The organism is Janthinobacterium rivuli, from assembly GCF_029690045.1.
Classification (GTDB): Bacteria; Pseudomonadota; Gammaproteobacteria; order Burkholderiales; family Burkholderiaceae_D; genus Janthinobacterium; species Janthinobacterium rivuli.
On sequence record NZ_CP121464.1, the window covers coordinates 1,831,260 to 1,857,090 of the forward strand.

General features: G+C 63.7%; 21 protein-coding genes. 16 read left to right on the top strand and 5 right to left on the bottom strand.

Annotated elements, in window-relative coordinates; genetic code table 11:
* Positions 1 to 13: 13 nt before the first annotated feature.
* From P9875_RS08345 to P9875_RS08355, 3 genes are all read right to left on the bottom strand, one after another.
* Positions 14 to 2,986: a sensor histidine kinase gene (locus P9875_RS08345; protein WP_278318092.1), complete on the bottom strand. Its 2,973-nt coding sequence runs from the start codon at positions 2,984 to 2,986 to the stop codon at positions 14 to 16.
* Positions 2,987 to 3,114: 128 nt separating this feature from the next.
* Positions 3,115 to 3,693, bottom strand: a complete 579-nt coding sequence (locus P9875_RS08350; RefSeq protein WP_070224622.1) for a superoxide dismutase — start codon at positions 3,691 to 3,693, stop codon at positions 3,115 to 3,117.
* Positions 3,694 to 3,878: 185 nt separating this feature from the next.
* Entirely contained in the window at positions 3,879 to 4,898 is a 1,020-nt protein-coding gene (locus P9875_RS08355; protein ID WP_035825735.1) for a LacI family DNA-binding transcriptional regulator, read from the bottom strand.
* A 314-nt stretch (positions 4,899 to 5,212) separates the two neighbouring features.
* Here P9875_RS08355 and P9875_RS08360 point away from each other — a divergent pair, with 314 nt between their 5' ends.
* The 6 genes from P9875_RS08360 (at position 5,213) to P9875_RS08385 (ending at position 13,317) form a co-directional block, all read left to right on the top strand.
* Positions 5,213 to 6,502, top strand: coding sequence for an extracellular solute-binding protein (locus tag P9875_RS08360; RefSeq protein ID WP_099400992.1), 1,290 nt, complete (start codon positions 5,213 to 5,215; stop codon positions 6,500 to 6,502).
* A gap of 7 nt (positions 6,503 to 6,509) precedes the next feature.
* Positions 6,510 to 7,508 carry a carbohydrate ABC transporter permease gene (locus P9875_RS08365; RefSeq protein WP_035825745.1) on the top strand — a complete coding sequence of 333 codons (999 nt, stop codon included), beginning with the start codon at positions 6,510 to 6,512 and terminating at the stop codon, positions 7,506 to 7,508.
* Entirely contained in the window at positions 7,505 to 8,323 is an 819-nt protein-coding gene (locus P9875_RS08370) for a carbohydrate ABC transporter permease (protein ID WP_070282696.1), read from the top strand. The genes P9875_RS08365 and P9875_RS08370 overlap by 4 nt, the downstream gene beginning before the upstream one ends.
* Before the next feature lie 26 nt (positions 8,324 to 8,349).
* Complete coding sequence (locus P9875_RS08375) at positions 8,350 to 9,717, top strand: GH1 family beta-glucosidase (protein WP_278318093.1); 1,368 nt, start codon at positions 8,350 to 8,352, stop codon at positions 9,715 to 9,717.
* A gap of 1 nt (position 9,718) precedes the next feature.
* A complete protein-coding gene (locus P9875_RS08380) occupies positions 9,719 to 10,759 on the top strand; it encodes an ABC transporter ATP-binding protein (protein ID WP_219313082.1) in 1,041 nt (346 codons plus the stop codon).
* Positions 10,760 to 10,866: 107 nt separating this feature from the next.
* Positions 10,867 to 13,317, top strand: a complete 2,451-nt coding sequence (locus tag P9875_RS08385) for a TonB-dependent receptor (protein WP_176388671.1) — start codon at positions 10,867 to 10,869, stop codon at positions 13,315 to 13,317.
* 93 nt (positions 13,318 to 13,410) lie between these two features.
* On the opposite strand, the gene xseA is transcribed toward P9875_RS08385, so the two are convergent.
* Entirely contained in the window at positions 13,411 to 14,772 is a 1,362-nt protein-coding gene (gene xseA, locus P9875_RS08390) for an exodeoxyribonuclease VII large subunit (protein WP_278318094.1), read from the bottom strand.
* A gap of 333 nt (positions 14,773 to 15,105) precedes the next feature.
* On the opposite strand from xseA, the gene P9875_RS08395 reads away from it, so the two are divergent.
* The 9 genes from P9875_RS08395 (at position 15,106) to P9875_RS08435 (ending at position 22,982) form a co-directional block, all read left to right on the top strand.
* The gene (locus P9875_RS08395; protein WP_278318095.1) at positions 15,106 to 15,780 is read left to right on the top strand and encodes a hypothetical protein; all 675 of its coding nucleotides are present in this window, start codon (positions 15,106 to 15,108) and stop codon (positions 15,778 to 15,780) included.
* 320 nt (positions 15,781 to 16,100) lie between these two features.
* Positions 16,101 to 16,703 (top strand): MotA/TolQ/ExbB proton channel family protein, encoded by a 603-nt coding sequence (locus tag P9875_RS08400; RefSeq protein ID WP_035825764.1) that lies wholly within the window; start codon positions 16,101 to 16,103, stop codon positions 16,701 to 16,703.
* On the top strand, positions 16,700 to 17,140 hold the full coding sequence (locus tag P9875_RS08405; protein WP_278318096.1) for an ExbD/TolR family protein: 441 nt from the start codon (positions 16,700 to 16,702) through the stop codon (positions 17,138 to 17,140). Before P9875_RS08400 ends, P9875_RS08405 begins: the two co-directional genes overlap by 4 nt.
* 113 nt (positions 17,141 to 17,253) lie before the next feature.
* Positions 17,254 to 18,309, top strand: coding sequence for a tetraacyldisaccharide 4'-kinase (gene lpxK, locus P9875_RS08410; RefSeq protein WP_278318097.1), 1,056 nt, complete (start codon positions 17,254 to 17,256; stop codon positions 18,307 to 18,309).
* On the top strand, positions 18,290 to 18,466 hold the full coding sequence (locus tag P9875_RS08415) for a Trm112 family protein (RefSeq protein WP_010395789.1): 177 nt from the start codon (positions 18,290 to 18,292) through the stop codon (positions 18,464 to 18,466). The genes lpxK and P9875_RS08415 overlap by 20 nt, the downstream gene beginning before the upstream one ends.
* A gap of 2 nt (positions 18,467 to 18,468) precedes the next feature.
* Positions 18,469 to 19,224: a 3-deoxy-manno-octulosonate cytidylyltransferase gene (gene kdsB / locus P9875_RS08420; protein ID WP_278318098.1), complete on the top strand. Its 756-nt coding sequence runs from the start codon at positions 18,469 to 18,471 to the stop codon at positions 19,222 to 19,224.
* Positions 19,225 to 19,468: 244 nt separating this feature from the next.
* Complete coding sequence (gene adk, locus P9875_RS08425; protein ID WP_035825772.1) at positions 19,469 to 20,125, top strand: adenylate kinase; 657 nt, start codon at positions 19,469 to 19,471, stop codon at positions 20,123 to 20,125.
* 178 nt (positions 20,126 to 20,303) lie between these two features.
* Positions 20,304 to 22,427, top strand: a complete 2,124-nt coding sequence (locus P9875_RS08430; RefSeq protein ID WP_035825774.1) for a sodium-translocating pyrophosphatase — start codon at positions 20,304 to 20,306, stop codon at positions 22,425 to 22,427.
* A 192-nt stretch (positions 22,428 to 22,619) separates the two neighbouring features.
* The gene (locus P9875_RS08435; protein WP_278318099.1) at positions 22,620 to 22,982 is read left to right on the top strand and encodes a hypothetical protein; all 363 of its coding nucleotides are present in this window, start codon (positions 22,620 to 22,622) and stop codon (positions 22,980 to 22,982) included.
* Positions 22,983 to 22,985: 3 nt separating this feature from the next.
* On the opposite strand, the gene P9875_RS08440 is transcribed toward P9875_RS08435, so the two are convergent.
* Positions 22,986 to 25,055, bottom strand: a complete 2,070-nt coding sequence (locus tag P9875_RS08440) for a TonB-dependent receptor domain-containing protein (protein WP_099401000.1) — start codon at positions 25,053 to 25,055, stop codon at positions 22,986 to 22,988.
* 242 nt (positions 25,056 to 25,297) lie between these two features.
* Between P9875_RS08440 and P9875_RS08445 the strand changes: the two genes are divergently transcribed.
* The gene (locus P9875_RS08445; RefSeq protein WP_099401001.1) at positions 25,298 to 25,735 is read left to right on the top strand and encodes a hypothetical protein; all 438 of its coding nucleotides are present in this window, start codon (positions 25,298 to 25,300) and stop codon (positions 25,733 to 25,735) included.
* Positions 25,736 to 25,831 lie beyond the last annotated feature (96 nt).

The window sequence follows — 25,831 nt, forward strand, 5'->3', positions numbered from 1 at the left end:
CCTGCCAGCGACGTCAATAGGCCAGGCGGCCCGGCACGCTCACTTCGATCTGCGTGCCGGCGCCGGGCCGGCTGTCGATGCGCAGGCTGGCCCCGATGCCGGCGGCGCGCTCGCGCATGCCGACCAGGCCCCAGTGGCCGGGCCGCTGGCCTGCCTGCGCCACGGCGTCGTCGAGGCCGCAGCCGTCGTCGCGCACGCGCAAGGTGAAGGCCTGTTCCGCATAGTCGAGTTCCAGCACGATGTTGGCCGCCTCGGCATAGCGCGAGGCGTTGAACAGCGCTTCGCGCGCGATCGCATAGATTTCGTCATGCACGCGCGGTTGCAGGCGCCGGCAGGTGCCGCTGACATGCACGGTGAACGCGTGCGCGCGGTGCTCGGCCAGGCCCTTGCCGAATTGCTGCAGCGCCAGGCGCAGTTCATCCGGTTCGGCCGAGGCGCGCAAGTCCATGATCTGGTCGCGGCCTTCGATCAGCAACTGGTCGGCCAGGTTGAGCGTGCCGTCGAGACGCGCCCGTTCGCGCGTGCCCTTGGGCAGCATGTCCGCATGCGCATGGAACGACAGGATCAAGCCTTGCACGCTTTGCAGCAGGGTGTCGTGCAGCGAGCGGGCGATGCGCGAGCGTTCGGCCAGGCGCTCCTGCAAGCGTTCCTGCAGCCGTTCCTGCATATTGCGCGTCAGGCGGCGGATGCGCAGCACATAGCCGCCATACAGCAGCAGCGCGGCGCCCAGTGCCAGCAGCACGATGAACCACGGCGTTTGCACGAAGGCGGGCGCGATGACGATGTCTAGCCCAGTCCCCTGCGTGTTCCACACGCCGTCTTCGTTGGCGGCCGTGACCTCGAAGCGGTAACTGCCGGGCGCAAGGTTGGTGTAGTAGGCTTCGCGGCGTCCCACGGCTTCCTGCCAGCCGGCGTCCACGCCCGCCAGCCGGTAGCGCAGGCGCACGCGTTCCGGCATCGACAGGCTCAGGGCCGTGAAGCCGATCTGCAGGGATTTGCTGCCCTGCGGCAGGTGCAGCGGCTTGGCATCGTCCAGCGCGTAACGCGCGCCATCGGCCAGCAGGCTGTGGATCTGCACGGGCGGCGCCAGGGCGTTGCGGCGGATGTGCAGCGGGTCGAGCATGCCGATGGTGGCCGAGGTGGAGAACCACAGCTTGCCATCGGGCGCATGGATCAGCGACGGCACGGGGCGCAGCTGCGAGGCATGGCCCTGCAAGCCGTCGAGCGCGTCGAAGCGTTCCGAGGTAACAGCGGTACCGTCGCGCATCCATGCGGCCAGGCTGGCGGCGCCGATATGGGCAATGCCTTCCGCGCCATGCAGCCACAGGTCGCCGTCCGGCAGCCGAACGATGCCCGACACGCCGCGAAACGCCGCGCCGCGCGCGCCGCGCAAGGTGTGGAAGCGGCCGGCGCGGTACAGCGCCACGCCGTTTTCGCCGCCGGCCCACATCGCCTCGCCATCGCGGTACAGCTGCAACACGGTGCCCACCTGCAGACCCTCGGGCGCGCCGAGCCGTTTGACGGCGCCCGCGCGCTGGCCATCGGCCACCAGGCTGACCGTATTGTCGGCATGGCCCAGCCAGACGGTGCCGGCGCCATCGATTGCCATGGCCGTCGTCAGCACTGCGGGCAGGCCGGACAGGCCGCCGTTGGCGATCCATTTTCCTTCGTTCAGGCGAAACAGGCCGCCGCCGGAAAACGAGGCCCACAGTGCGCCCGAGCGATCCTGCTGCAGCGCCTGCGGATCGAGTCCCTGCACGGGCGTCATCACGCGCGTCATGACGCCGTTGCGCGCGCGATGGTGCAGTTCCTGCTCGTTGCCCAGCCATAGCGTGCCGTCGGGCGCCCAGTGGCTGGCCGCCAGCGCCCCCTTCAAGATCACTTTTTTCATCCCGTCGGCCGTAAAGCTGCGCACGTCGCTCACGTAATCGCCGATCCACACGTCGCCATCGGGCCCCGGCAGCATGCCGGGATGGTCGAAGGGCACGGCAACGCTCAGGGTTGTCAGGCGGTTCGGCCGCAGCCGGTCCAGGCCCGTCGAGGTGCCGAACCACAGATTGCCTTCGCGGTCCTGGAACGAGGTTTGTGGTAGCGGGCCGCTGATGCCGTTCTGGCGCGTCAGGCGCTGGGACGGCAGGCTGGGGCCGGAAGGGTCGAACTTGCGTTCGATGCCATCGGGCTGCATCAGCCACATGGTGCCGGCGTGGTCGAAGCGGATGCTGTTGCCCCTGGCATCGGGCCGGATGGGTGCATCGCCGCGCGGCGCGCTGGTGCGCACGCGATAGTAATTGCTTTGCGCGTCGACGGCCCAGATGGCGCCATCGGGCGCTTCATCCATGCCGGTGAGGATGGTGCGCGGCCAGGCGTGGGAAAAGTGCGTCTCGCCCGGCCTGCGGAAATAAGCGCCGTGCATGGTGCCCATCCACTGCGTGCCATCGCGGGCGAACAGGATCTGGTAGACGCGCTTGTCGGGCAGGCCGACGTTGGCCGCCTGCGCAACGAAGCGGTCCGCGCCGGGCGCCAGGCGCGCCGCGCCATCGCGCGTGCCGACCCAGATGGCGCCGTCGGGCGCTGCCTCGATATGGAACACGGCGCCCGGCGGCAAGCCGTCCGCCTCGCGGTAGGTGCGCGCGCCATCCTTGCGAAAGACGCTGACGCCGCCGAGGCGGTAGCCGACCCAGACGGCGCCATCGGCCGGCGTGGCCAGGCCCAGCACATTGCTCGACGGCAGGCGGTGGCCGTACACGCTGTCGACCCTGTCGAAGCGCACGCCGTCATAGCGGTACAAACCGGTGGCCGTGGCGATCCACAGCCAGCCATCCTTGCCCTGGGCGAATTTCAGCACATCGACGGGCGCGCCTTGCAAGGCGCCCCAGGCGTTGTGGGTGTAGTCGGACAGCAGGGGCGATGGGGCGGCCGCGCACGCGTGCAGGTGGCACGCCAGCAGGGGCAAGATCAACAGGCGGCGCAGCAGGCGAGCGGACATCGGGGCAGGGGAGATAGCGGTGGCGGGGCAGTGATTGTAGCGCAGCGCCGCGCCTTTCAGCAGGCGAAAAAAAACCTGCGCGGGGTGGCGCAGGCTTCTTTTCGCCCTACGTTGACAGGAACTGGCGCTTACGCGAAGTTCTTGGCAACGAAGTCCCAGTTGACCAGGCCCCAGAACGTTTCCACGTACTTGGCGCGCAGGTTGCGGTAGTCGATGTAGTAGGCGTGTTCCCAGACGTCGCAGGTCAGCAGCGGCTTGTCGCCGGTGGTCAGCGGGCAGCCGGCGTTCGAGGTGTTGACGATGTCGACGGAGCCGTCGGCTTTTTGCACCAGCCAGGTCCAGCCCGAACCGAAGTTGCCCACGCACGACTTGGTGAATTCTTCCTTGAACTTGTCGAACGACGACCATTTCGCGTTGATCGCGTCAGCCACGGCACCGGTAGGCGCGCCGCCGCCGGCCGGCTTCATGCCGTTCCAGTAGAAGGTGTGGTTCCATACTTGCGCCGCATTGTTGAAGATGCCGCCCGACGATTTCTTGATGATTTCTTCCAGCGACAGGTTCTCGAACTCGGTACCCTTGATCAGGTTGTTCAAGTTGGTGACATACGCCTGGTGATGCTTGGCATAGTGGTATTCCAGGGTTTCTTTCGAAATATGCGGCGCCAGAGCGTCCATTTCATACGGCAGTGGTGGCAGAGTATGTTCCATGTGATGTCCCTTTATGGTGAGTGTTCGGAGTCTTCCAGCCTGTGGCCGGAGGGTTGAGCCTTGCGTGCTTGAACCAAGCATTCTTGCTGAACGAGCCACTATTGTAAAGCGGATGCGCCATTGCTGCAGATTCCCGCACGCGTTGCGGATGCCGTTGGCGTAGTGATTCTCGTTCAGCGCCAGGCCTAGCGAATACGCCGCGTGGTTTCCCGCACGATCAGCTCCAGGGGCGGTATTGCCGCCTGCACGGCTTCGCCATTGATCAGCCCCAGCAGCGCTTGCGTGGCGATGCGGCCGATGTCGTACAGGGGCTGGTGGATGGTCGTCAGCGGCGGCGTCGTGTAGGACGAGCCGGGCAAGTCATCGAAACCGACGAGCGAGATATCGTCGGGCACGCGGATGCCCTTGCGGTACAGGCACAGGCGCACGCCGTAGGCGGACAGGTCATTGGCGGCGAAGACGGCGCTGAATTGCTGCTGCGTATCGAACAAATGGTTCATGGCCAGCATCCCGCTTGCCTCGTGGAAATCGCCTTCCACCATCAGCTTCGGGTCGATGGCGATGTCCGCTTCGCGCAGCGCGCGCTGGTAGCCCGTCAGGCGCTCGGCCGCATCCGTGTTGTTGGCGGGGCCGGCCACGAAGGCGATGCGGCGGTGGCCCAGTTCCACCAGGTGGCGCACGGCCAGGTAGGCGCCGTATTCGTTGTCGAGCTTGAAGCCGATGGCGCTTTTCGTGGCCAGCAGGCGGCCCGTCGAGACGATGGGCCGCTGTTGCGAGAAATCGAGCACGCTCTCGTCCGAAATGCGCCCCGACAGCAGGATGATGCCGTCGACCTTTCTCGCCAGCAGCAAACGGATGCGGTCGGCCTCTTCCTGCGCATTCCAGTGCCCGCTGACGATGACGGAGGCATAGCCCGTGTCCTTCAATCCATCGTCCACGCCGCGCAGGCTTTCGTCGAAGAAGGGGCTGGAAATATCCTGCACCACGATGCCGATGGTCATCGAGCGGCCCTTTTTCAGACCCTGCGCCATCTGGTTCGGCGCGAATTTCATGTGCGCAATGGCCGCCAGCACGGCGTCGCGCTTGTCATCGGACACTTTGGCCGTGCCATTGAGGATGCGCGAGACGGTGCTGGGCGACACGCCGGCCTGGCGGGCCACGTCGAGCAGGGTGGAAGGGGGAGCAGCGTGGGCGCTATCGTTCAAGGTGATTCCTGGGTATCAAAATGGCTGGTTGTCAGTGCTCTGAAAACCTTTTCATCGAAAGATTACCATAAATGCCGAAAGGGCCGTGGGTCGGCGCTTGAAAACGTTTTCACGAAAAACAACAGCATCTTGAAATGGCGGATTTTTGCGTCTTTTCATAGGAGAAAACGCGCCATGGCATGCATCCCGCCACGCTGTCTTCAATAAAAATGACAACTTTTTCGATTGACTTGATTTTCTTTGCGGTGTTAAATGGACACATGTTGTGAAAACGTTTTCAAGATAGAAGACGCTCAATAAACGGAGATGAAATAATGAAGTCAAGCATCCTTGGCGCCGCCCCACTGGCGGCGCTGACCCTGGCCGCCAGCGTGGCCGCCGCGCCCGCAGCCGTTCCGCCGGCCGCCGTCCCGCCGGCGCTGGCCCCGGCCACGATTACCGTCGCCTCGTTCCCCGACCTGGACCGCGCCGTCAAGACGGCCTTGCCCCTGTGGGAAAAGCTGTATCCGCAAGTGAAGGTCAAGCTGGTCAGCCTGCAGATCGACGACCACCATAACTCGATGACGACGGCGCTGGCGGCCGGCGCGCGCCTGCCCGACGTGATGGCCATCGACTTCCGCTATGTCGGCAGCTTCGCCGAATCGAAGGGCATGGAAGACTTGCTGCAGCCGCCGTACGGGGCAGGGCAGTACCGCGCCCAGTTCGTGCCATTTACCTTTGTGCAGGCGACCAGTTCGCGCGGCACCCTGGGCGCCATGCCGGCCGACCTGGGACCGGGCACCCTGTTCTACCGCAAGGACCTGATGGACAAGGCGGGCATCAAGGAAACCGATCTGACGCAATCGTGGGAATCGTATATCGCCGCCGGCAAGAAGCTCAAGGCCGCCACCGGCACCTATCTGTTGGCCGGCGCCAGCGACCTGGCGGACATCGTCATCCGCGCCAATCTGAAAGATGGCGAAGGCATCTATTTTGGCGACAAGGGCCAGGTGCTGGTCGACTCGCCCCGCTTCGTGAAAGCGTTCGAACTGGCCAAGGCGGCCAGGGTCGCCGGCATCGATGCGCGCACCGTGGCCTGGACGGGCGAGTGGGCCGAAGGTTTTAAACGCGACAAGGTGGCCAGCCAGATGATGGGTTCGTGGCTCAGCGGCCACCTGGCCAAGTGGCTGGCGCCGGCGTCGTCCGGCCAGTGGCGCGCGGCGAACCTGCCGGCCGGCGCGCTGGCGTCCTACGGCGGCTCCTTCTATGGCATCCCGAAGAAAGCCGCGAATAAAACCCAGGCCTGGGAATTCATCAAGTTCATGACCGTCAACAAGGATATCCAGCTGCATTCGCTCAAAGAGATTGGCGCCTTCCCGGCCCTCAAGGCCGCGTACGCGGACCCGATGATGGACGAGCCGCAGCCGTATTTCGGCGGCCAGAAGACGCGTCTGCTGGCGCGCGACACGGCGGCGAAAATCCCCGTCATCCGCGTCGACAAGTTCGACGCCGTGGCGCGCGACATCGTCAACATGGAACTGGAAAGCGTGCTGGCGCAAAACAAGGATATCAAGACGGCGCTGGCCGACGCCAAGGCCCTGATCACCCACCGCGCGCGGCGCTAGGAGCAGCATGACTACCTCCATGCCTTGTACCGAGGGCGCGCCCGCTGCCGCTGCCGCGCGGCCCGCCAGGAAACGCTACAACATGAAGAAGTGGGCGCCGTATATTTTCATCAGCCCCTTCTTCATCCTGTTCGCCGTCTTCAGCCTGTTCCCGCTGCTGTTTTCCATCTATCTGTCGTTCAACCAGTGGGAAGCGGCCAGCGGCGTGGAAGCCATGCAGTGGGTGGGCCTGGACAACTACAAATACGCCTTGAGCGATCCGTGGTTTCTGCGCTCGCTGGGCAATACCGTGTGGCTGGCGCTGGCCTCGGGCGTGCCGCAGCACCTGGTGGCCATTCCGCTGGCAGCGTTCATCCACAACAGCTTCAAGCGCTCGCGCAACCTGGTGATCGGCATTTACTTTTTACCGTTCATCACGTCCAGCGTGGCCATCGCCATGGTCTTCAACACCCTGTTCTCGCGCGACTATGGGCAGATCAATGTGCTGATCCAATGGTGCGCCAGCCTGCCGCTCGTCGGCGGCCTGTTCCCGGCGGAATCGATCGACTGGCTGGGCAGCTCGCTGTTCATCAAGCCGGCCGTCGCCTTCGTCATTTTCTGGCGCTACCTGGGCTGGAACCTGGTGCTGTATCTGTCCGCGCTGCAGGTGATACCGAAGGATTTGTACGAGGCGGCCACCATCGACGGCGCGTCGAAACGCCAGCAGTTCTGGTACATCACCCTGCCGCAGCTGCGCCCGATGATCTACCTGGCCGTGACACTGACCATCATGGGCAATCTGCAGCTGTTCGAGGAGCCGTTCGTGCTGGTGGCCGAATCGAGCGGCGTGAGCCAGTCGGTGATGACGACGGCCATCTTCGTCTACAAGACGGCGTTTTCCTCGGGCGACTTCGGCACGGCGTCGGCCATTTCCTGGCTACTGTTCCTGATCATCGCCAGCACCACCTGGGTCAACAACCGCATTTTCAGCCGCAATGAACGCAACGAGCGCAAGGAGGTCCGATGAAAACCACCCGCTGGACGGCCTACGCCATGGTGGCCATCGGCGCCCTGATCATGGTCGCGCCGTTCTACTTCATGTTCGTCTTCGCCACGCACACGAGCGCCGAGATCTACAGCCTGCCGCCGCCGCGCTGGTTCGGCACGGCCCTGCTCAACAACATCGAACTGCTGCAGGAGCGCCTGCCGTTCTGGCGCAATATCGGCATCAGCCTGTACGTGGCCCTGATGACGACGGCGCTGACCTTGTTCTTTTGCTCGCTGGGCGGCTATGCCTTCGCCATGTACGAGTTCCGCTTCAAGCGGCCCTTGTTCACCCTGGTGATGGCGTCGATGATCATTCCCTCATTCATGAACATGATCCCGACCTTCATGCTGATGGATTTCCTCGGATGGCTGGACCAGCCGCGCGCCCTGTACGTGCCGGGAGCGGCCGGCGCGCTGGGCATCTTCCTGATGCGCCAGTACATCGGCACGGCCATTCCGAAGGACCTGATCGAGGCGGCGCGCATTGACGGCTGCGGCGAATTCGCCATCTACTGGAGAGTCGTGCTGCCGCTGATCGGTCCCGCCATGGGCACCCTGGGCCTGATCACCTTCATCAACTCGTGGAACAATTTCATCACGCCGCTGGTCGTCATGCGCTCGGTCGAGAACTACACGATCCCGCTGGCTCTGCGCAGCATGCAGGCGCCAAACAACACGGAATGGGGCGCGCTGATGACGGGCGCCGCCATCGCCGTGCTGCCGCTGCTGCTGATGTTTTTTGTCGCCTCGAAGCGTTTAATTGAAGGACTGACCCAGGGCGCCGTCAAAGGCTAGCACTTTTTTCATCCACTCACACTGACATGACCACCATGCATAACGACGACACCGATATCAACTTCCCCGCCACCTTCACCTGGGGCGTGGCCACCAGCGCCTACCAGATCGAGGGCGCCGCCGCCATCGACGGCCGCGGCCCCTCCATCTGGGATACCTTCAGCCACACGGACGGCAAGATCATCGACGGCAGCAATGGCGATGTGGCCTGCGACCACTACCACCGCTACGCGGAGGACGTGGAACTGATCGCCAGCCTGGGCGTGAACGCCTACCGCTTTTCCATGTCCTGGTCGCGCGTGCAGCCCACGGGTTCCGGCGCCTGGAACGAGGCCGGCTTCGATTTCTATGGGCGCCTGCTCGACGCCCTGGCCGCCAAGGGTCTCGATGCGCACCTGACCCTGTACCACTGGGACTTGCCGCAAGCCTTGCAGGACGAGGGCGGCTGGCTCAATCGCGCCACCTGCTACCACTTCGCCGCCTACGCTGCCGAAGTGGCGCGCCGCTTCGGCCACAAGGTCGCCAGCATCGCCACGCATAACGAACCGTGGTGCACGGCCGTGCTGGGTCACGGCACGGGCCAGTTCGCGCCCGGCATGGCCGACCCGGCCGCCGCCGTGCAAGTGTCGCACCATCTGCTGCTGTCGCACGGCCTGGCCATGCAAGCCATGCGCGTCGTCAATCCGCCCGCGAAACTGGGCATCGTGCTCAATCAATGGACGGCCACGCCGGCCACCGACAGCGCCCAGGACCGCGAACTGGCCGAACTCGAATATGCGCGCTCGGTGCAGTGGTATATGGACGCCATCTTCAAGGGCCGCTACCCGGCCCTGGCCCTGAAACACGTCGACGCTTCTGCTTTATCCATCTTTGAAAACGATTTCATAGATATCAAGCAGCCCATCGATTTCCTCGGCGTGAACTATTACACGCGCGCTTACATGAGTGCCGAGACGCCGCCGCGCAAGCCGGAATGCAAGCTCGGTGTCAACGACATGGGCTGGGAAACCTATCCGCAAGGCTTGACGGAACTGCTGGTCGGCCTGCACCGCGAATACCGATTGCCACCCGTCTACATCACGGAAAACGGCATGGCCGTGGCCGACAAGCCCGTCGACGGCAAGATCCACGATGCGCCGCGCATCGAGTACGTGCAGCTGCACCTGGACGCCTTGCGCGCCGTGATCGCGCAGGGCATCGACGTGCGCGGTTATTTCTACTGGAGCCTGATGGACAACTTCGAGTGGAACTCCGGCTACGCCAAGCGCTTCGGCATGCTCTACGTCGACTACGCCACGCAGCAGCGCAGCTTCAAGGACAGCGCCCTGTGGTACCGCGATTTCATCGCCGCGCAGCGTGCATCCCACGCCGCCGTCCTGGTCGAGGCGCACTGACATGGCCGCCATCTCCCTGCGGGGCATCCGCAAGACCTATGGCGATGGCCCGGAAATCGTCAAGGGCCTGGACCTCGATATCCACGACGGCGAATTCATGGTCTTCGTCGGACCGTCCGGCTGCGGCAAGTCGACCCTGCTGCGCATGATCGCGGGACTGGAAGACATCAGCGCGGGCCAGCTGCGCATCGGCGACTTGCTGGCCAACGATGTGGCGCCGGCCGAGCGGGGCATCGCCATGGTCTTCCAGAGCTACGCCCTGTATCCGCACATGACGGCGCGCGACAACATGGGCTTTGCCTTGAAACTGGCGGGCAAACCGGAAGCCGAAGTGCGCGCGGCCGTCGGCAAGGTGGCCGAGATTTTGCAGATCACGCACCTGCTCGACCGCAAGCCGAAAGCCCTGTCGGGCGGCGAGCGCCAGCGCGTGGCTATCGGCCGCTCCATCGTGCGCCAGCCCAAGGTGTTTTTGTTTGACGAACCGCTGTCCAACCTTGACGCCTCCTTGCGCGTGCAGACGCGCATCGAACTGGCCAAGCTGCACCAGGAACTGGGCACCACGATGATCTATGTGACGCACGACCAGGTCGAAGCCATGACACTCGGCGACCGGGTCGCCGTCTTCCATGGCGGCCACCTGGAGCAGGTGGGGGCGCCGTTGGACCTGTACCGCCATCCGGCCAGCCAGTTCGTCGCCGGCTTCATCGGCGCGCTGCGCATGAACTTCTTGCCGTGCGCCGCCGTCCCCGCGCTGGCCAGCCAGCTTGGCGGCGAGGCGGGCATGCTGGTCGGCATACGTCCCGAACACCTGCGCCTGGTGCCGCGCCACGAAGGCTATGGCGCCACGGTGACCCTGATCGAGCAGCTGGGCGATGCGCAGATCATCCACGCGACCCTCGATAACAGTCCGCATGCGGTGGCCATCAAGCTGCATGGCGAGGCGCGCCACGCGCTGGCGCAGGGCAGCGCCATCGGCTTCGCGCCGGAAGAGGGCCATGCCTTTCTATTTGACACGGCCGGGCGCGCCGTGGCTACCCATTGACCCCGCACGGAGGCGACATGACTTCAGATTGACACCCAAAAAATGTGCAGCAATAGCCAAAGAGCTATGTGATCATCAATCAACCAGCGGTACAGGAGACAACAACAATGCAACAGCTCAAACGCAACACCATCGCCCTCAGCCTCGCGCATGCGACCTTCGCCCAGTTCATCTTGCTGGGCAGCGGCGCCGCCATGGCCCAGGAGGCTGCAGCCACCGACGCGGCAAAACCGGCCGCCGAACAGATGGACCGCATCGTCGTCACGGCCACGCGCCGCAATACCTTCGTGCAGGAGACGCCGCTGGCCGTCACCGCCTTCAACCAGGACACCCTGCAAAACAACCAGGTCAAGGATCTGGCGTCGCTGGCGACCATGGTGCCGAGTCTCGTCGTCGAGCAGCATGGCGACTCGGGCGGGGTGCACGTCTACATGCGCGGCGTCGGTTCGGCCAACCACACGGAGCTGGGCGACCCGGCCGTCGCCTTTTATGTCGACGGCGTGTATTCGCCGCGTCCCCAGGGCGCCACGGCGCTGATGTATGACCTGTCGCACGTCGAGGTGGCGCGCGGACCGCAGGGCACCCTGAACGGCCGCAATTCGACGGCCGGCGCCGTCAACCTCGTCTCGGCCGCGCCAAGCACGGCCAAGTTCATGGGTTCGGCCGGCATCACCGTGGGCGACAAGCGCCATCTGCAGACGCAGGGCATGCTCAATATCCCGTTTTCCGACGACGTGGCGCTGCGCATCGCCGCCATCAAGGATAGCCATGACGGCACGGTGGACTTCCGCCGCGGCTCGAACGTCATGCCGGGCACGGCCAAGTATGGCGCCGGCGACCAGATGGGCGTGCGCGCCTCGCTGCTGTGGAAGTTCACGCCACAACTGCGCGGCACCTTCATCGCCGACTACTTCCTCGACCAGGGCGCCGGCAACGTCTACCTGGCGGCCGAACCGAAACGGGGCGAGAAGCTGCGCTCGGCCCTGATCGATACGCCGGGCACCCTGGACCAGTCGATTCTGACCTACAAGGGCAAGCTCAATTACAAGCCGACGGATGCGCTGGACTTCACCTACCTGGGCAGCTGGAGCCGCTACAAGCGCCAGAACAGCAACGATTCCGATGCCGGCCTGTTCCCGGGCTTCAAGTCGGAAAACCGCACCGACTGGGCGCAGTTCGACAGCTATTCGCACGAGTTGCAGGCGCGCTCGGACGACGATGCACCGTTCCAGTGGGTGGCCGGCCTGTTCCTGTTCAATGAAAAGAACAAGGTGCGCTTCGATATCGACCGCAGCCAGATTTCGCAGGCGGCCGTGCAGCAGGATATCGCCAACGGCGCCGTGATCTTCGTGCAGCCGACCGTGGGCCAGTATGCCTCGTCGATGTCCTTCATCCAGGGCGACCGCCAGCTCAAATCGAAGGCCGTGTTCGGCCAGGTCAGCCAGCAAGTGACGGACCAGATCAAGCTGACGGCCGGCGCGCGCTACACGAAAGACCATAAATTCGACGTCGGCGGCAAGAACTGGGCCTGCCCGAACTGGCCCGCGAACGCGCCGCTGGGCACCACGGTGCTCAATCCCGATCAGCTGGCGCAGCTGGTCAAGCCGGGCACGGGCCTGGCCAACACGCACAATATCGGCCCTGGCGGCGCCATCACGGCCGCCACCTGCGGCAATACGCCGGGCGACAACACAGCCGACCTGAAATACGGCCAGGCTACCTGGCTGGGCCGCATCGAGTACAAGCTGCGCCCGGACATTTTGCTGTTCGGTTCCGTGACGACGGGCTTCCATTCGCCGGCCATCGGCGATGGCGGCGCCACCACCAAGCCGGAAAAGCTGACCAGCTATGAAATCGGCTTCAAGTCGGACTTGCTGAACCGCGAACTGACCCTGAACCTCGACGCCTTCCTGATGAAGTACAAGGACAAGCTCGAGTCGCAGGTGGTCAACAGCGTGCTGGCCAACTTCAACGCGGCTGGCGCCACCGTCAAGGGGCTGGAAGCGGAATGGGTGTGGCGGCCAACGAAGGTCGACCGCCTGACGGGCAACGCCACCTGGCTCAAAGCCGTGTACGACGACTTCATGTCGTGCGACGTCGATGCGGCGCGTGCGAATGGCCAGTCCTGCGGTTCGACGGCGCCACTGGTGAACGTGGGCGGCAGCACCATGAAGCATGCGCCGAAGTTTTCCACGACCGTCCAGTACGAGCATGATTTCAGTGTCGCCGGCGGCCAGCTCACGCCGCGCGCCTCGGTGCACTATGAAACCATGTCGTATGTGGGTGCGGGCGCCTTCAACGGCGACGTGCCGGGCCACGCCGGCGTCAAGCGCCAGGAAGCCTACACGACCCTGGACCTGAGCCTGCGCTTCCAGCCGGCCAACAAGGCGTACACGGTTGAAGCGTTCGTGCAGAACGCCACCGACAAGGCGGTCAAGCTGGACGTCAATGAAATCTGCACGGACGTCGGCATGCCATGCCAGCCCACGCAGCAGATCTACGGCGCCTTCTACAACGCGCCGCGCACCTTTGGCGCGCGCGTGTCGATGAAGTTTTAATCAGGCCGTGTGAAAGAGCAGTTGCAGTAGCAGTCCACTCAGTAGGGAAGGTGTTGGGCCGGGGTTCTTCCCCGGCCTTTTTTATTCCAGCGCTTATTCCAGACTCGCCTGCACGCTGGCGATGCCGATCTGCGCGCTGCCTTCGGCCAGGCGCACATTGACATTCTGGCGCGCCTGCAGCTGCGCCGGCGAGCGCACGATATTTCCCTTTTCATCACGCAGGATGGCATAGCCGCGTTCCAGCGTGCGCTGCGGATTGAGCAGCTCCAGCTGCGCCGCCAGGCCGTCGAGGTGGTGGCGCCGCTGGCCCAGTTGCTGTGCCATGGCCGCGCCGCTGCGCCGCTGCATGTCCGCCAGGCGCGCGCGCAGCACCGTGACGTCGGGCCGCAGGTTGGCCCAGCGCGAGCGCAGGCGTTCCAGCGCGTACTGCGACTGGTTGATGGGCGCGCGCGCCGCATGCGTCATGGCCGTCGACAGGGCCAGCAGCTGCAAGCGCTGTTGCTGCAGCTGCGCTTTCGGGTTGAGCAGGCGGCGGCTGTGGCGGTCCAGCGTCTGCGCCGCATCGTCGAGGCTGCGGCGCATGGCGCGGCGCAGGTCGGCCGCATCGGCGCGCAGGGAAGCCATCCAGTCGGCGCGCGGCGTGGCCGCCAGTTCGGCCGCCGCCGTCGGCGTGGCCGCGCGCAGGTCGGCCGCGAAGTCGGCGATGGTGAAATCCGTCTCGTGGCCCACGCCGCTGATCACGGGCATGGAGCAATCGGCGATCGCATGGGCCACGGCTTCATCGTTGAACGACCATAAGTCTTCGATACTGCCGCCGCCACGGCACACCAGCAGCACGTCGCACTCGGCCCTTGTGGATGCCGTGCGGATGGCGTGCGCGATTTTTTCCGGCGCCTGCTGGCCCTGCACGGGCGTGGGATACAGGATGATGTTGACGTGCGGCGCGCGGCGCTTGAGCGCGATCAGCACGTCGCGCAGGGCTGCCGCCTGCGGGCTGGTGACGATGCCGATGCTGCGCGCGAACATGGGGATGGCGCGCTTGCGTTCCTGGTCGAACAGACCTTGCGCGGCCAGCTTTTCCTTCAGGCGCTGGAACGCTTCATACAGGGCGCCCACGCCGGCGCGGCGGATGGCTTCCACGTTGATCTGGTAATCGCCGCGCGCGCCGTACAGGGTGACGAGGGCGCGCACTTCCACCTTGTCGCCTTCGCGCGGCGTGAAGCCGGCAAACTGGGCGCGGCCGCGGAACATCACGGCGCGCACCTGGGCGCCATCGTCCTTCAAGGTGAAATACCAGTGGCCGGAAGCGGCGCGCGTGAAGTTGGAAATCTCGCCGGCGATCCAGGTCAGGGGAAACGAGCGCTCGAGCAGGCGCGCGACGGCCTGGTTCAGGGCGCTGACGGTCAGCACGGGCGGGGCGGCAAAGCCGCTGTCAGTTGGGGTATCGGTCATCATCTGGTGCTATGGGGGAGGGAACTGTCCACATATTATCGGCGAGGTCATGCTTATGTCATATATCGTGCAAAACAACAAGTTCTATTTCTAAGTATTTGATTTCATGATGAATTCCCGTATGCCTGATTTGCGTGCACGGGGAAAAAAACCTTTAATATCAAGCACATCAGTTCAGCCCCTGCCACTTACGCACAAAGTTATCCACAGAAAGTGTGCGGAACTTTTTGCCTGGAACAAACATGGCCCGGCAAGCCCACATCGACCGATAAAAGTGCCTTGCTACATTTTTGCGCACGGAAATAAAGTGTATAGGAATCAAGCGCTTAGTATGCCATGCATGGCCTTGCGCACAATCTTATCCACAAAAAATGTGCAGAACTCTGGCGCGGCGCCGGATTTATCCACGGGAAGGCCCATGGCATCGCTTGCCTGAATTTTGCGCAGCATAAAAATAGCCATATAAATCAAGGATGTAGCGTAAGGCCGTGCGCCTTGCTCACAATCTTATCCACAGAATGTGTGCAAAACTGCATAAACCGTTTCGTGGCTTGTCCGGGTTTTCCACCGCGTGAACACGCCGAATTGCTGCCTCATTTTTCAGCATGGAAAAAAACCCCTTTAAAATCAAGGCACTTGCATGGAGTCAATCGGCTTGCTCACAATCTTATCCACACTTTATGTGTGGAACTGCGCTGGCGGTGGAAAACTGCCGTTTGGAAGTGCAATCGGACGTGGAAAACCCCGCTTTCCGACCTCTGCCACATTTTTATGCATGGCAATAAAAACGATATAAATCAATGTACTTGGCGCGTATCCTTGCGCTTGCACACAATCTTGTCCACAGATTGTGTGCAGAACTTTGACCGCCTGTTTACCGCCGATTGCGCGCCGGCTGCCACTTTTTTACGCATTGATTTAATCTCCTTTAAAATCAATGACTTGATTGAATTCCTCGGCTTTGCGCACAATCTTGTCCACAGTAAATGTGCAGAACTCTTGAATGCTTGATTTTGTGACATTGACTAATGGCGATGAGCTGCTATGCCTGTATTTTTCGCAGTGCAGTAATTCTCATGTAAATCAAGGACTTGCATGCTGGACTTCATGCTTGCTCACAATCTTATCCACACAAAGTGTGCAAAACTGTGCGGCGGCAGCGTGCGCCCGACGCGCCGTGTGGACAAGTGCCATGCGGGCGCCACTTGCCGCCGGCGCGGCAACGCGCTACATTGCGCCATTCCCGCGCGCGCGCACCATCGCACTTCGGCGCTCGGTACAATACAGGCTGTTCGGGCGATTCACCGCCTTCCCTTTACCAGGAGTTCCTTTTGCTCGCTATATTTCAAGCCGCTGGCTGGCCCATCTGGCTGTTGTTGATTGCTTCCATCGTCGCCCTGGCCTTGATCATCGAGCGCCTGCTGTATTTGCGCCGCGCCAAGATCCTGCCCCGCAAGCTGTTTGATGAAGTGGTGCAGGTGTATCGCAGCGGCAAGATCACGCCGGACACGGTGGCCAAGCTGGAAGACAATTCGCCGCTGGGCGTGGTGCTGGCCGCCGCCCTGCGCAACGTCGACGCGCCGCGCGAGGTGATGAAGGAATCGATCGAAGAGGCGGGCAGCGGCGTGGCCCACACACTGGAACGTTTCCTGACCACCCTGGGCACGATCGCCACCCTGGCGCCGCTGATGGGCCTGTTTGGCACGGTGATCGGCATGATCGAGATTTTTGCTTCGCCCGGCGCCACCGCGTCGAACTCGGCGCTGTCGCACGGTATTTCCGTCGCCTTGTATAACACAGCGTTTGGCCTGGCCATTGCCATGCCGGCCCTGATCTTCTACCGCCACTTCCGCGCCCTCGTCGATAGCTTCGTCATTGACATGGAGCAGCAAGCGGTCAAATTCGTCGACATCGTCCACAGTGGCCGCAAATGAACTTCCGCAAAGGCAAGGGGCGTGAAGACCCCGAAATCAACCTGATCCCGTTTATCGACGTGCTGCTGGTGATCCTGATCTTCCTCATGGTCAGCACCACCTACAGCAAGTTTACGGAGTTGCAGATCACCTTGCCGACGGCCGACGCCGAGCAGGCCAAGGACAAGCCGCGGCAGATCGACGTCACCATCGATGCCAAGGGCAACTACACGGTCAACCGCGAACCGGTGTCGTTCCGCGACGTGGCCGGCCTGGCCGATGCCTTGCAGGACGCGGCGAAAGCGGCCAACGGCGGCAAGGCGCCGGCGCAGACGCCCGTCGTGGTGGTCAACGCCGATCAGTTCGCCATGCACCAGATGGTCATCCACGTGATGGAAGCGGCCCGCCTGGCCGGCTATGAAAAGCTGACCTTTGCGGCGCAAGCGGGTGGCAAGTAGGTCGGCTTAGCCGGCACGGCGTAAGCCGACACAAGCTGCAGCCAAGCATGTCGGATTACGCTGCGCCTGGCGGCGCAGCTAATCCGACCTACACCATTTTTACGTCTTCCTTCATGCCCACATCCTCCCCCGCCAAGCTTGAATCCACATTGACCCGCGCCTGGCTGACGCGCGGCCCGCTGGCGTGCGCGCTGTGGCCCGTGTCGCTGCTGTTCGGCGCCCTGAGCGCCGTGCGGCGCGGCCTGTACCGGGCAAACATTATCAAATCCGCGCGTCTGCCCGTGCCCGTCGTCGTCGTCGGCAATATTTTTATCGGCGGCACGGGCAAGACGCCGCTGACGATCTGGCTGGTGCAAGCCTTGCGCGATGCGGGCATGCGCCCGGGCGTCATTTCGCGCGGCCATGGCAGCGCCGACCGTTCGCCGCGCGCCGTCAGCGCCAGTTCCACGCCGCAGCAGGTGGGCGACGAGCCGCTGCTGATCTTCCAGCGCGGCGGCTGTCCCGTGATGGTGGGACGCGACCGCGCGCAAGCGGGCAGGGCGCTGCTGGCCGCGCACCCCGACGTCGACGTGCTGGTGACGGACGACGGCTTGCAGCATTACGCCTTGCAGCGCGACGTGGAAATCGTGCTGTTCGACGGCCGCGGCGCGGGCAATGGCTGGTTGCTGCCGGCGGGACCTTTGCGCGAATCGCCGCGCCGCCGGCGCGACGTGACGGTGATCAATGCGCCCGAGCTGGCGCCGGCACTGGTAGCCAGGGTCGCGCCGCAGGGCGGGCTGGTGGTGCAGATGCTGCTGGCCGGTGGCGTGGCCGAACGCATGGTGAACCGCAATGAGCGCATGCCGCTTGAATCCTTGGCGGCCAGCGGCCAGCGCATCGTGGCGGCGGCCGGCATCGGCAATCCCCAGCGCTTCTTTGCCATGCTGCGCGGGGCCGGACTGGACTTCATGGAACTGCCCTTGCCCGACCATCACGACTTCCTCGACCAGCCATTTGCGGCGCTCGACACGGATGTGATCTTGATCACCGAGAAGGATGCAGTAAAATGTGCGCAAATTGAACATCTCAAAGATGACCCGAGACTGTGGGTCGTCCCCGTCAGTGCGCGCATCGATAGCGCGCTGGCCCAACAAATTGTGGAGAAATGTCGTGGACGCTCGACTGCTTGATATCCTGGTCTGCCCTGTTTGCAAGGGTCCGCTTGAACACGATAAGAAGGCGCAGGAACTGATTTGCCGCGCCGACCGCCTGGCCTATCCTATCCGCGATGGCATCCCCATCATGTGGGCGGACGAAGCGCGCACCCTGCAAGACGCAGTGGAATAACGATGGCGTTCATCGTCATCATCCCGGCCCGGCTGGCCTCGACGCGGCTGCCGGGCAAGCCGCTGGCTGACCTGGGCGGCAAACCCATGGTGGTGCGCGTGGCCGAGCAGGCAGCCCTGTCGGGCGCCGCGCGCGTCATCGTCGCCACCGACCATGACAGCATCCGCGTAGCCTGCGCCGCGCATGGCGTGGAAGTGTGCATGACGCGCAGCGACCATCCGTCGGGCACGGACCGCATCGCCGAAGTGGCGCGCACGCTCGGCTTGCCGCCGGACGCCGTCGTCGTCAACCTGCAGGGCGACGAACCGCTGATCGATCCGTCCCTGCTGGCTGCCTGCGCGGCGCAGATCAGCGCCGCCGTTCCCATGGCCACGTGCGCGCATCCGCTGCACGACGTGGTTGACGCGTTCAATCCGAACGTGGTGAAGGTCGTGCTGGACAAGAACGGCCGCGCCTTGTATTTCTCGCGCGCGACGATTCCCTGGCACCGCGACGGCTTCGCGCAGTCGAAAGACAGCTTGCCCGCAGGCTATGTGCCGCTGCGCCATATCGGCCTGTATGCGTACAGCAATGCGTTCTTGCAAGAGTATCCGCAATTGTCCGCCTCGCCGCTGGAAGCCATCGAGGCGCTGGAGCAGCTGCGCGTTCTGTGGCACGGTGTTGCCATCGCCGTGCATGTCACGGACTCGGCGCCGGCCGCCGGCGTCGACACGCCGGAAGATCTTGCCCGGGTGCAAGCACACTACGGCGCCCTGTAAGCGCTACCCGTAAAACGGCAGGCGTGCAAATAAAGTTTTGTGCGCCTGCAGTAAAAACCACATTTTGAAACGTCTGCCGCGCGAATTGCTGGCTTTGATCAATCAGGGCATAGCAATTCGATAGCAAACTGGCGTTCCAGGGATTTTTTGTGGTAAGTTTCGTACGGAAAGATAGCCTTGGCAACACCATCTAAAAATAATTACACATACCACCATCCAAAATCTGTTTTTTAGGAACTTTTCAATGCGTCTGATACTTTTAGGAGCACCCGGTGCCGGCAAGGGCACCCAAGCTAATTTCATCAAAGAAAAATACAACATTCCACAAATCTCCACGGGCGACATGCTGCGCGCGGCGATCAAGGAAGGCACGGAACTGGGTCTGGCCGCGAAAAAAGTCATGGATGCGGGCGGCCTCGTGTCGGACGACATCATGATCGGCCTGGTCAAGAATCGCCTGCAGGATGCCGATTGCGCCAATGGCTACCTGTTCGACGGCTTCCCGCGCACCATCGCGCAAGCGGACGCCATGAAAGACGCCGGCATCAATGTCGACTACGTGCTGGAAATCGACGTGCCTGACGCTTCGATCATCGAGCGCATGGACGGCCGCCGCAGCCACCCGGGTTCGGGCCGCGTCTACCACGTCAAATTCAATCCGCCCAAGGTCGACGGCGTCGACGACATCACGGGCGAGCCGCTGATCCAGCGCGACGACGACAAGGCGGAAACGGTCAAGAAGCGCCTGGACGTGTACCACAACCAGACCAAGGTCTTGCTCGGTTACTACAATGACTGGGCAAAGTCCGGCCTGCCAGGCGCGCCGAAATACCGCCGCATCGCCGGCGTCGGTCCGGTCGAGCAAATCCGCGACAGCGCATTTGCCGCCCTGGCGGAATAAGCAGTATTGAAAAGCGGACCTGAGTGTCCGCTTTTTTTGTGCCCGCGCTTGAGGCGGGCGCCGTATCGTTTTCGTGGTTCAGGTTTTTTGCAGGTCGTGTTTTCCTGGCTGCGCGTGCCTACCCGGTGCGGTCTGCAGCTGTTGGCAATGACGTCGGATAAAAACAGAAGGGGACGATATGGCAGCCAGTTTGTGGTTTGCGGTAGCCTGCGGCGTGGTCGCAGTCATTTATGGTTTGGTGTCGCGCAGCTGGATCCTGCGGCAGGATCCCGGCAACGCGCGCATGCAGGAAATCGCGCTGGCCATCCAGCAGGGCGCGGCCGCCTACCTGGCGCGCCAGTACCGCACCATCGCCATCGTCGGCGTGGTGCTCCTGATCGCCATCTATGCGCTGCTTGGCCTGCATACGGCGCTGGGCTTTCTGATCGGCGCCGTGCTGTCGGGCGCCTGCGGCTTCATCGGCATGAATGTCTCGGTGCGGGCCAATGTGCGCACGGCGCAGGCGGCCACGCTGGGCATCAACCAGGCCTTGAACGTGGCCTTCAAGGGCGGGGCGATCACCGGCATGCTGGTCGTCGGACTGGGCCTGCTGGGCGTGACCCTGTTCTACTGGCTGCTGGTGACGACGGGCGCGCCCGGCCTCACGCAGCATGACCTGATCAAGCCTTTGATCGGCCTGGCCTTCGGCGCCTCGCTCATTTCCATCTTCGCGCGGCTTGGCGGCGGCATCTTCACCAAGGGCGCCGACGTGGGCGCGGACCTGGTCGGCAAGGTGGAGGCGGGCATACCCGAGGACGATCCGCGCAACCCGGCCGTCATCGCCGACAACGTGGGCGACAACGTGGGCGACTGCGCCGGCATGGCGGCCGACCTGTTCGAAACCTATGTCGTGACCCTGATCGCCACCATGCTGCTGGGCGCCCTGTTGATGGCCGAGGCCAGCGGCACGGCCATCATCTACCCGCTGCTGCTGGGCGCCGTTTCCATCCTCGCGTCCATCGTCGGCTGCTCGATGGTCAAGACCAAGCCGGGCGCGAAAATCATGTCGGCCCTGTACACGGGCCTGTGGTGGGCGGCCGGTCTGTCACTGGTCGGCTTCGCGGTGGTGACGTGGCTGCTGTGGCCCGACGACGCCATGCGCTACAAGATGCTGGGCGCGACCGTCGTCGGCATCGTCCTCACGGGGCTGATGGTGTACATCACCGAGTACTACACGGGCACGGACTTCAAGCCCGTGCGCCACATCGCTGAAGCGTCGACGACAGGCCACGGCACCAACATCATCGCCGGCCTGGGTGTGTCGATGAAGTCCACCGCGTATCCTGTGCTGGCCGTCTGCGTCGCCATCCTCGTCTCGTACCAGCTGGCGGGCCTGTACGGCATCGCCATCGCGGCCACGGCCATGCTGTCGATGGCGGGCATCATCGTCGCGCTCGACGCGTATGGCCCCATCACGGACAACGCGGGCGGCATCGCGGAAATGTCGGGCTTGCCCGACTCCGTGCGCGCCATCACCGACCCTCTGGACGCCGTCGGCAATACCACCAAGGCCGTCACCAAGGGCTATGCCATCGGCTCGGCCGGGCTGGCCGCGCTGGTGCTGTTTGCCGACTACACGCATGCGCTCGAATCCGTGGGCCAGCACATCACGTTTGACCTGTCGAACCCCATGGTCATCGTCGGCCTCTTCATCGGCGGCCTGATACCGTATCTGTTCGGCGCCATGGCGATGGAAGCCGTGGGCCGCGCGGCCGGCGCCGTGGTGGTCGAGGTACGGCGCCAGTTCCGCGACATCAAGGGCATCATGGAAGGCACGGCGCGGCCCGAATACGACAAGGCCGTCGATATGCTGACGGCGTCGGCCATCCGTGAAATGATCGTGCCGTCCCTGCTGCCCGTGGTCGTGCCCATCGTCGTCGGCATGCTGCTGGGGCCAGCGGCGCTGGGCGGCTTGCTGATGGGGACCATCGTCACGGGCCTGTTCGTGGCCATTTCCATGACCACGGGCGGCGGCGCCTGGGACAATGCCAAGAAATACATCGAGGATGGCCATTTCGGCGGCAAGGGTTCGGACGCGCACAAGGCGGCCGTCACGGGCGACACGGTGGGCGACCCGTACAAGGACACGGCCGGCCCGGCAGTCAACCCCTTGATCAAGATCATCAACATCGTGGCCCTGCTGCTGGTGCCGCTGCTGCCGGCCACGGGCTGGCTGGCGGTCAAGGCGCCGGCGCCCATCCACGCGCCCGTGCCGCCCATCCTGGCGCCAGCCACACCGGTGCAAAGCTTGCCGGCGCAATAAACTGGTCACTCCCTGCAGCCCCGTGGCCCGCGCCGCGGGGCTGTTTGCGTTTGTATGGGGCGCAGCTCCCGGTTGCCCTTGTTCCCGGCGTCTAAAAGGTGAGCAATTGTTACGGCAGCTTGGCTTGCGTCGCCCGTTTGCCAACAATAATGGAGAGAGGATGATGAAAGTCTTGCACGGCAGGAGGATGTCATGGACAGCAAGCACAAAAGACGTGGCCTATGGCTGGCGCTGCTGGTAGCGGGCCTGGTGCTGGCAGGCGATGCCTGGGCCACGCCCGGTGGCCATGGCGGCCACGGTCATTTTCACGGCCGCGTGCATGGCGGCGCATGGGCCGGCCATGGATGGCACCATGGCCACGGACCGCGCTGGTATGGCAATCCCTGGCATGGCTATCCCCGTGTTGGCTACTACGGCGGCACGGTCATCGTGCCGCCGCCCGTGTATCCGGAACCGGACGTGTGGTATTACTGCGCGCGGCCACGCGGGTACTACCCGTACGTGGCGCGCTGCATGACACCCTGGCGCGCCGTGGTGCCGGCCAGCGTGCCCTGAACGTCAGAAGCGCGACGTCAGGCCGACGAACATGCGCCGTCCCGGCACATAATAGTCGACCAGTCCATCGGCCATCGGGCCCTTCTTGAACAGGTTCTGCACGCCGCCACGCACGGTCCACTGCGGCGTGACCTTGTACGACACGACGGTGTCGACGATGGTGTAGGCCTTGTCGGCCAGCTTGCCCGCATCGAGTTCCTTGCCCGTGTACTGGGCCGACACTTCGCCGAACAGCTGGTCGTTGACTTGCCAGCCCAGCGCCGAGTACCACGACAGTTTTGGCGTGGAGAGCAGGTTGGCGCCCGTCGTCAGGTTTTTCGCTTCCGCCATGTAGGTGACGTTGTTACGCCAGTTCAGGTTTTTCGTCAGCGGGATGGTGGCCGTCGCTTCCAGGCCGCTGGTGCGCGCCTTCTGGATATTCGTCATCTTGGTCCACCAGCGCTGCTGGTAAAAGCCCAGCGGCGCATAGTCGATCTTGTTCTTGAAATCCGTGTGGAAGTAAGTCAGGCCCACGTCCCAGCCATTCTGTTCCCACGCCACGCCGATCTCGCCGGCCGTGCTCGTTTCCGGCTTCAAGTCCGCATTGCCGGCCATGTAGCAGGAACCGGTGACGTAGCCCAGCGGTTTCAGGCTGCCGCAACCGCGTCCGCCCGAATTGGTCGCCGCCGCCGGCGAGTTTTCCTTCAGGCTCGGGGCGCGGAAGCCTTGCGAGACGCCGCCCTTGATGGTCCAGGCGGGAGCAGGGTGGTACACCAGATACAGGCGCGGGCTGTAGTGGTTGCCGAACTTGCTGTGGTGATCGAGGCGCAGACCGGCCGTGGCCGTCAGGTTGTCGCGCAGGAACAGCTGATCTTCCGCAAACAGGGCCGACGTAGTGCCGGACAAGGTCGCGCCACTCACGGTGTTGCCCAGGTAATCGGTGGGCACGGTGCCGATGGTATTCGTGTTCGTCAGTTCCTGGTGCTTCCACTGGCCGCCCATCACCAGCATCTGCTCGATACCGCCCCAGCCGACCCGTTTTTCCAGGCTGGCATCGAGCGTGCTGTCCTTGGACTTCGCCACCGTGCCGACGTCCTGGTTATCGAAGTCGTTGTGATACAGGTTGACCGTCGTCTTGCCGAAGTCCCAGCGGCCTTCGTAGCCGAGGCTGACGCTCTTGCGTATCAGCTTGTTGGCGCCCCAGCTGTCGACCAGCGGTTCACCGTCCGCATCACGCGCGCTCGAAGTGCTGGCTTCCTGCCTGCCATAGCTGGCGTCCAGCGACAGGTTCTGTTTCTTGCCCAGCGCCCAGGTCAGCTGGCCCGAGACAGTCTGGTTGCGTTCGCCGCCCATGCTGCCCGCTTTATCGAAGAATTTTTCATCGGGATTCTGGCGCGTCTGGCTCACGCCCAGGCGCATGCCGACCGTGTCCGACAAGGGGCCAGCCAGGTTCACGCCCAGCTGGTGCGCCGTGCCGCGGCCGCTGTCCTGCGGCTGCGTGTAGTTGGCCGTGGCCGAACCGTTCCACTTGCCAGGCACCTTGCGCGTGATGATGTTGATCACGCCGCCCATGGCGTCCGAGCCGTACAGCGAGGACATGGGGCCGCGCACCACTTCGATACGTTCGATCATGTCGGGCGAAATCCAGTTCAAGTCCTGGCGGCCCAGGTCGGGACGGTACGCCGTGTCGGCCGAGCTGCCCACGCGCTTGCCATCGACCAGGATCAAGGTGTATTTGTCGGGCAAGCCGCGCAGCTTGATCTTCGACGCTTCGTCTTCGGTGCCGGTGCCGCCCGTCACGCCGGGGATGCGGCGCAGCAGGGTGTTGAGGTCATACACGGGCTGGCGCTCGATTTCCTCGCGCGTGATGACGCTGATGCTGGCCGGCGCATCCTTGATGTCGATGGCCGTGCCGGAGGCGGTGACGACCACCGTGTTCATGGTGGGATCGGCGGCCACATTGCCTTCGGCCCAGGCGCTGCTGACGGCCAGCGACAGCAGGCAGGGCAGGAGCAGGGCGGCGGAATGCATGGAGCGGACGGGAGTGGAAACGGGGGCTGCGAAGGTTGCAAAAGCGGGACTACGCTTGGTCATGGTGAACTTTCCGGATGTTGTTATTTCCTGGCTGCCTTCCGGGTGGCTCGGGTATGAATGAAAAGAGAATAAACTGCGCTCGAATTCTGATAATGAGAATAAGAATCGTTCTTATTGTAATGCCATGCTGGCAAGAAGGAAAGTGATGAGAGGAAATAAAACACCGTTGCAACATGTGCATGGTATCTGGCGCCGTGTGTGCCAATAATGAAAGCGGTAAGATCGATGCTTGGGGAGGTGGCATGAAGACGATGATAAAAACCATACCGGCGCTGGCCTGCGCCATCGTGCTCGCTGGCGGCCATGCATGGGCGCAGGAGCCGGCGGCGCCTGCTGAGTCCTTGCCTGAGCCTTTGCCCGTGTGCCAGCTCGACCCGCGCGACAGCGGCAAGCTGGCCGTGGAGCCATGCCGCCCGGCACCGCCCGTGCAGCCGCGCCGTTCCGTGGCACAGGTGATCGGCCGCATGCCGGCCCAGCCTGCGCCTCCCGTCGTGCCCATGGCGCCTCTGCCGCCCAGCCCGGCCGTGCCGATGCCGCGCGCGCCGCAGCCCATCGGCGCATGCGACACGGGCGGTTGCCGCGATGCGGCCGGCGCGCGCTACAACGGCGCGGGCAACGCCACGCTCGATGCCAACGGGCGCATCTGCCACCGCAATGGCGCATTCATCCAGTGTTTTTAACCCTGCCACTGGCTGGTGTTGCAAGTTTTCGCTCGGTGAGCGTAAAAATGGCTACAATTGTCGCTGACATTACGTTTACGTAAACGTAATGATGGC

Excerpts from the sequence above, each read along its gene's own strand:
- P9875_RS08345 (WP_278318092.1), bottom strand. The coding sequence starts at position 2,986 with ATGTCCGCTCGCCTGCTGCGCCGCCTGTTGATCTTGCCCCTGCTGGCG.
- P9875_RS08350 (WP_070224622.1), bottom strand. The coding sequence starts at position 3,693 with ATGGAACATACTCTGCCACCACTGCCGTATGAAATGGACGCTCTGGCG.
- P9875_RS08360 (WP_099400992.1), top strand. The coding sequence starts at position 5,213 with ATGAAGTCAAGCATCCTTGGCGCCGCCCCACTGGCGGCGCTGACCCTG.
- P9875_RS08365 (WP_035825745.1), top strand. The coding sequence starts at position 6,510 with ATGACTACCTCCATGCCTTGTACCGAGGGCGCGCCCGCTGCCGCTGCC.
- P9875_RS08370 (WP_070282696.1), top strand. The coding sequence starts at position 7,505 with ATGAAAACCACCCGCTGGACGGCCTACGCCATGGTGGCCATCGGCGCC.
- P9875_RS08375 (WP_278318093.1), top strand. The coding sequence starts at position 8,350 with ATGACCACCATGCATAACGACGACACCGATATCAACTTCCCCGCCACC.
- P9875_RS08380 (WP_219313082.1), top strand. The coding sequence starts at position 9,719 with ATGGCCGCCATCTCCCTGCGGGGCATCCGCAAGACCTATGGCGATGGC.
- P9875_RS08385 (WP_176388671.1), top strand. The coding sequence starts at position 10,867 with ATGCAACAGCTCAAACGCAACACCATCGCCCTCAGCCTCGCGCATGCG.
- xseA (WP_278318094.1), bottom strand. The coding sequence starts at position 14,772 with ATGATGACCGATACCCCAACTGACAGCGGCTTTGCCGCCCCGCCCGTG.
- P9875_RS08395 (WP_278318095.1), top strand. The coding sequence starts at position 15,106 with ATGCATGGCCTTGCGCACAATCTTATCCACAAAAAATGTGCAGAACTC.
- P9875_RS08405 (WP_278318096.1), top strand. The coding sequence starts at position 16,700 with ATGAACTTCCGCAAAGGCAAGGGGCGTGAAGACCCCGAAATCAACCTG.
- lpxK (WP_278318097.1), top strand. The coding sequence starts at position 17,254 with ATGCCCACATCCTCCCCCGCCAAGCTTGAATCCACATTGACCCGCGCC.
- kdsB (WP_278318098.1), top strand. The coding sequence starts at position 18,469 with ATGGCGTTCATCGTCATCATCCCGGCCCGGCTGGCCTCGACGCGGCTG.
- adk (WP_035825772.1), top strand. The coding sequence starts at position 19,469 with ATGCGTCTGATACTTTTAGGAGCACCCGGTGCCGGCAAGGGCACCCAA.
- P9875_RS08430 (WP_035825774.1), top strand. The coding sequence starts at position 20,304 with ATGGCAGCCAGTTTGTGGTTTGCGGTAGCCTGCGGCGTGGTCGCAGTC.
- P9875_RS08435 (WP_278318099.1), top strand. The coding sequence starts at position 22,620 with ATGGACAGCAAGCACAAAAGACGTGGCCTATGGCTGGCGCTGCTGGTA.
- P9875_RS08440 (WP_099401000.1), bottom strand. The coding sequence starts at position 25,055 with ATGACCAAGCGTAGTCCCGCTTTTGCAACCTTCGCAGCCCCCGTTTCC.
- P9875_RS08445 (WP_099401001.1), top strand. The coding sequence starts at position 25,298 with ATGAAGACGATGATAAAAACCATACCGGCGCTGGCCTGCGCCATCGTG.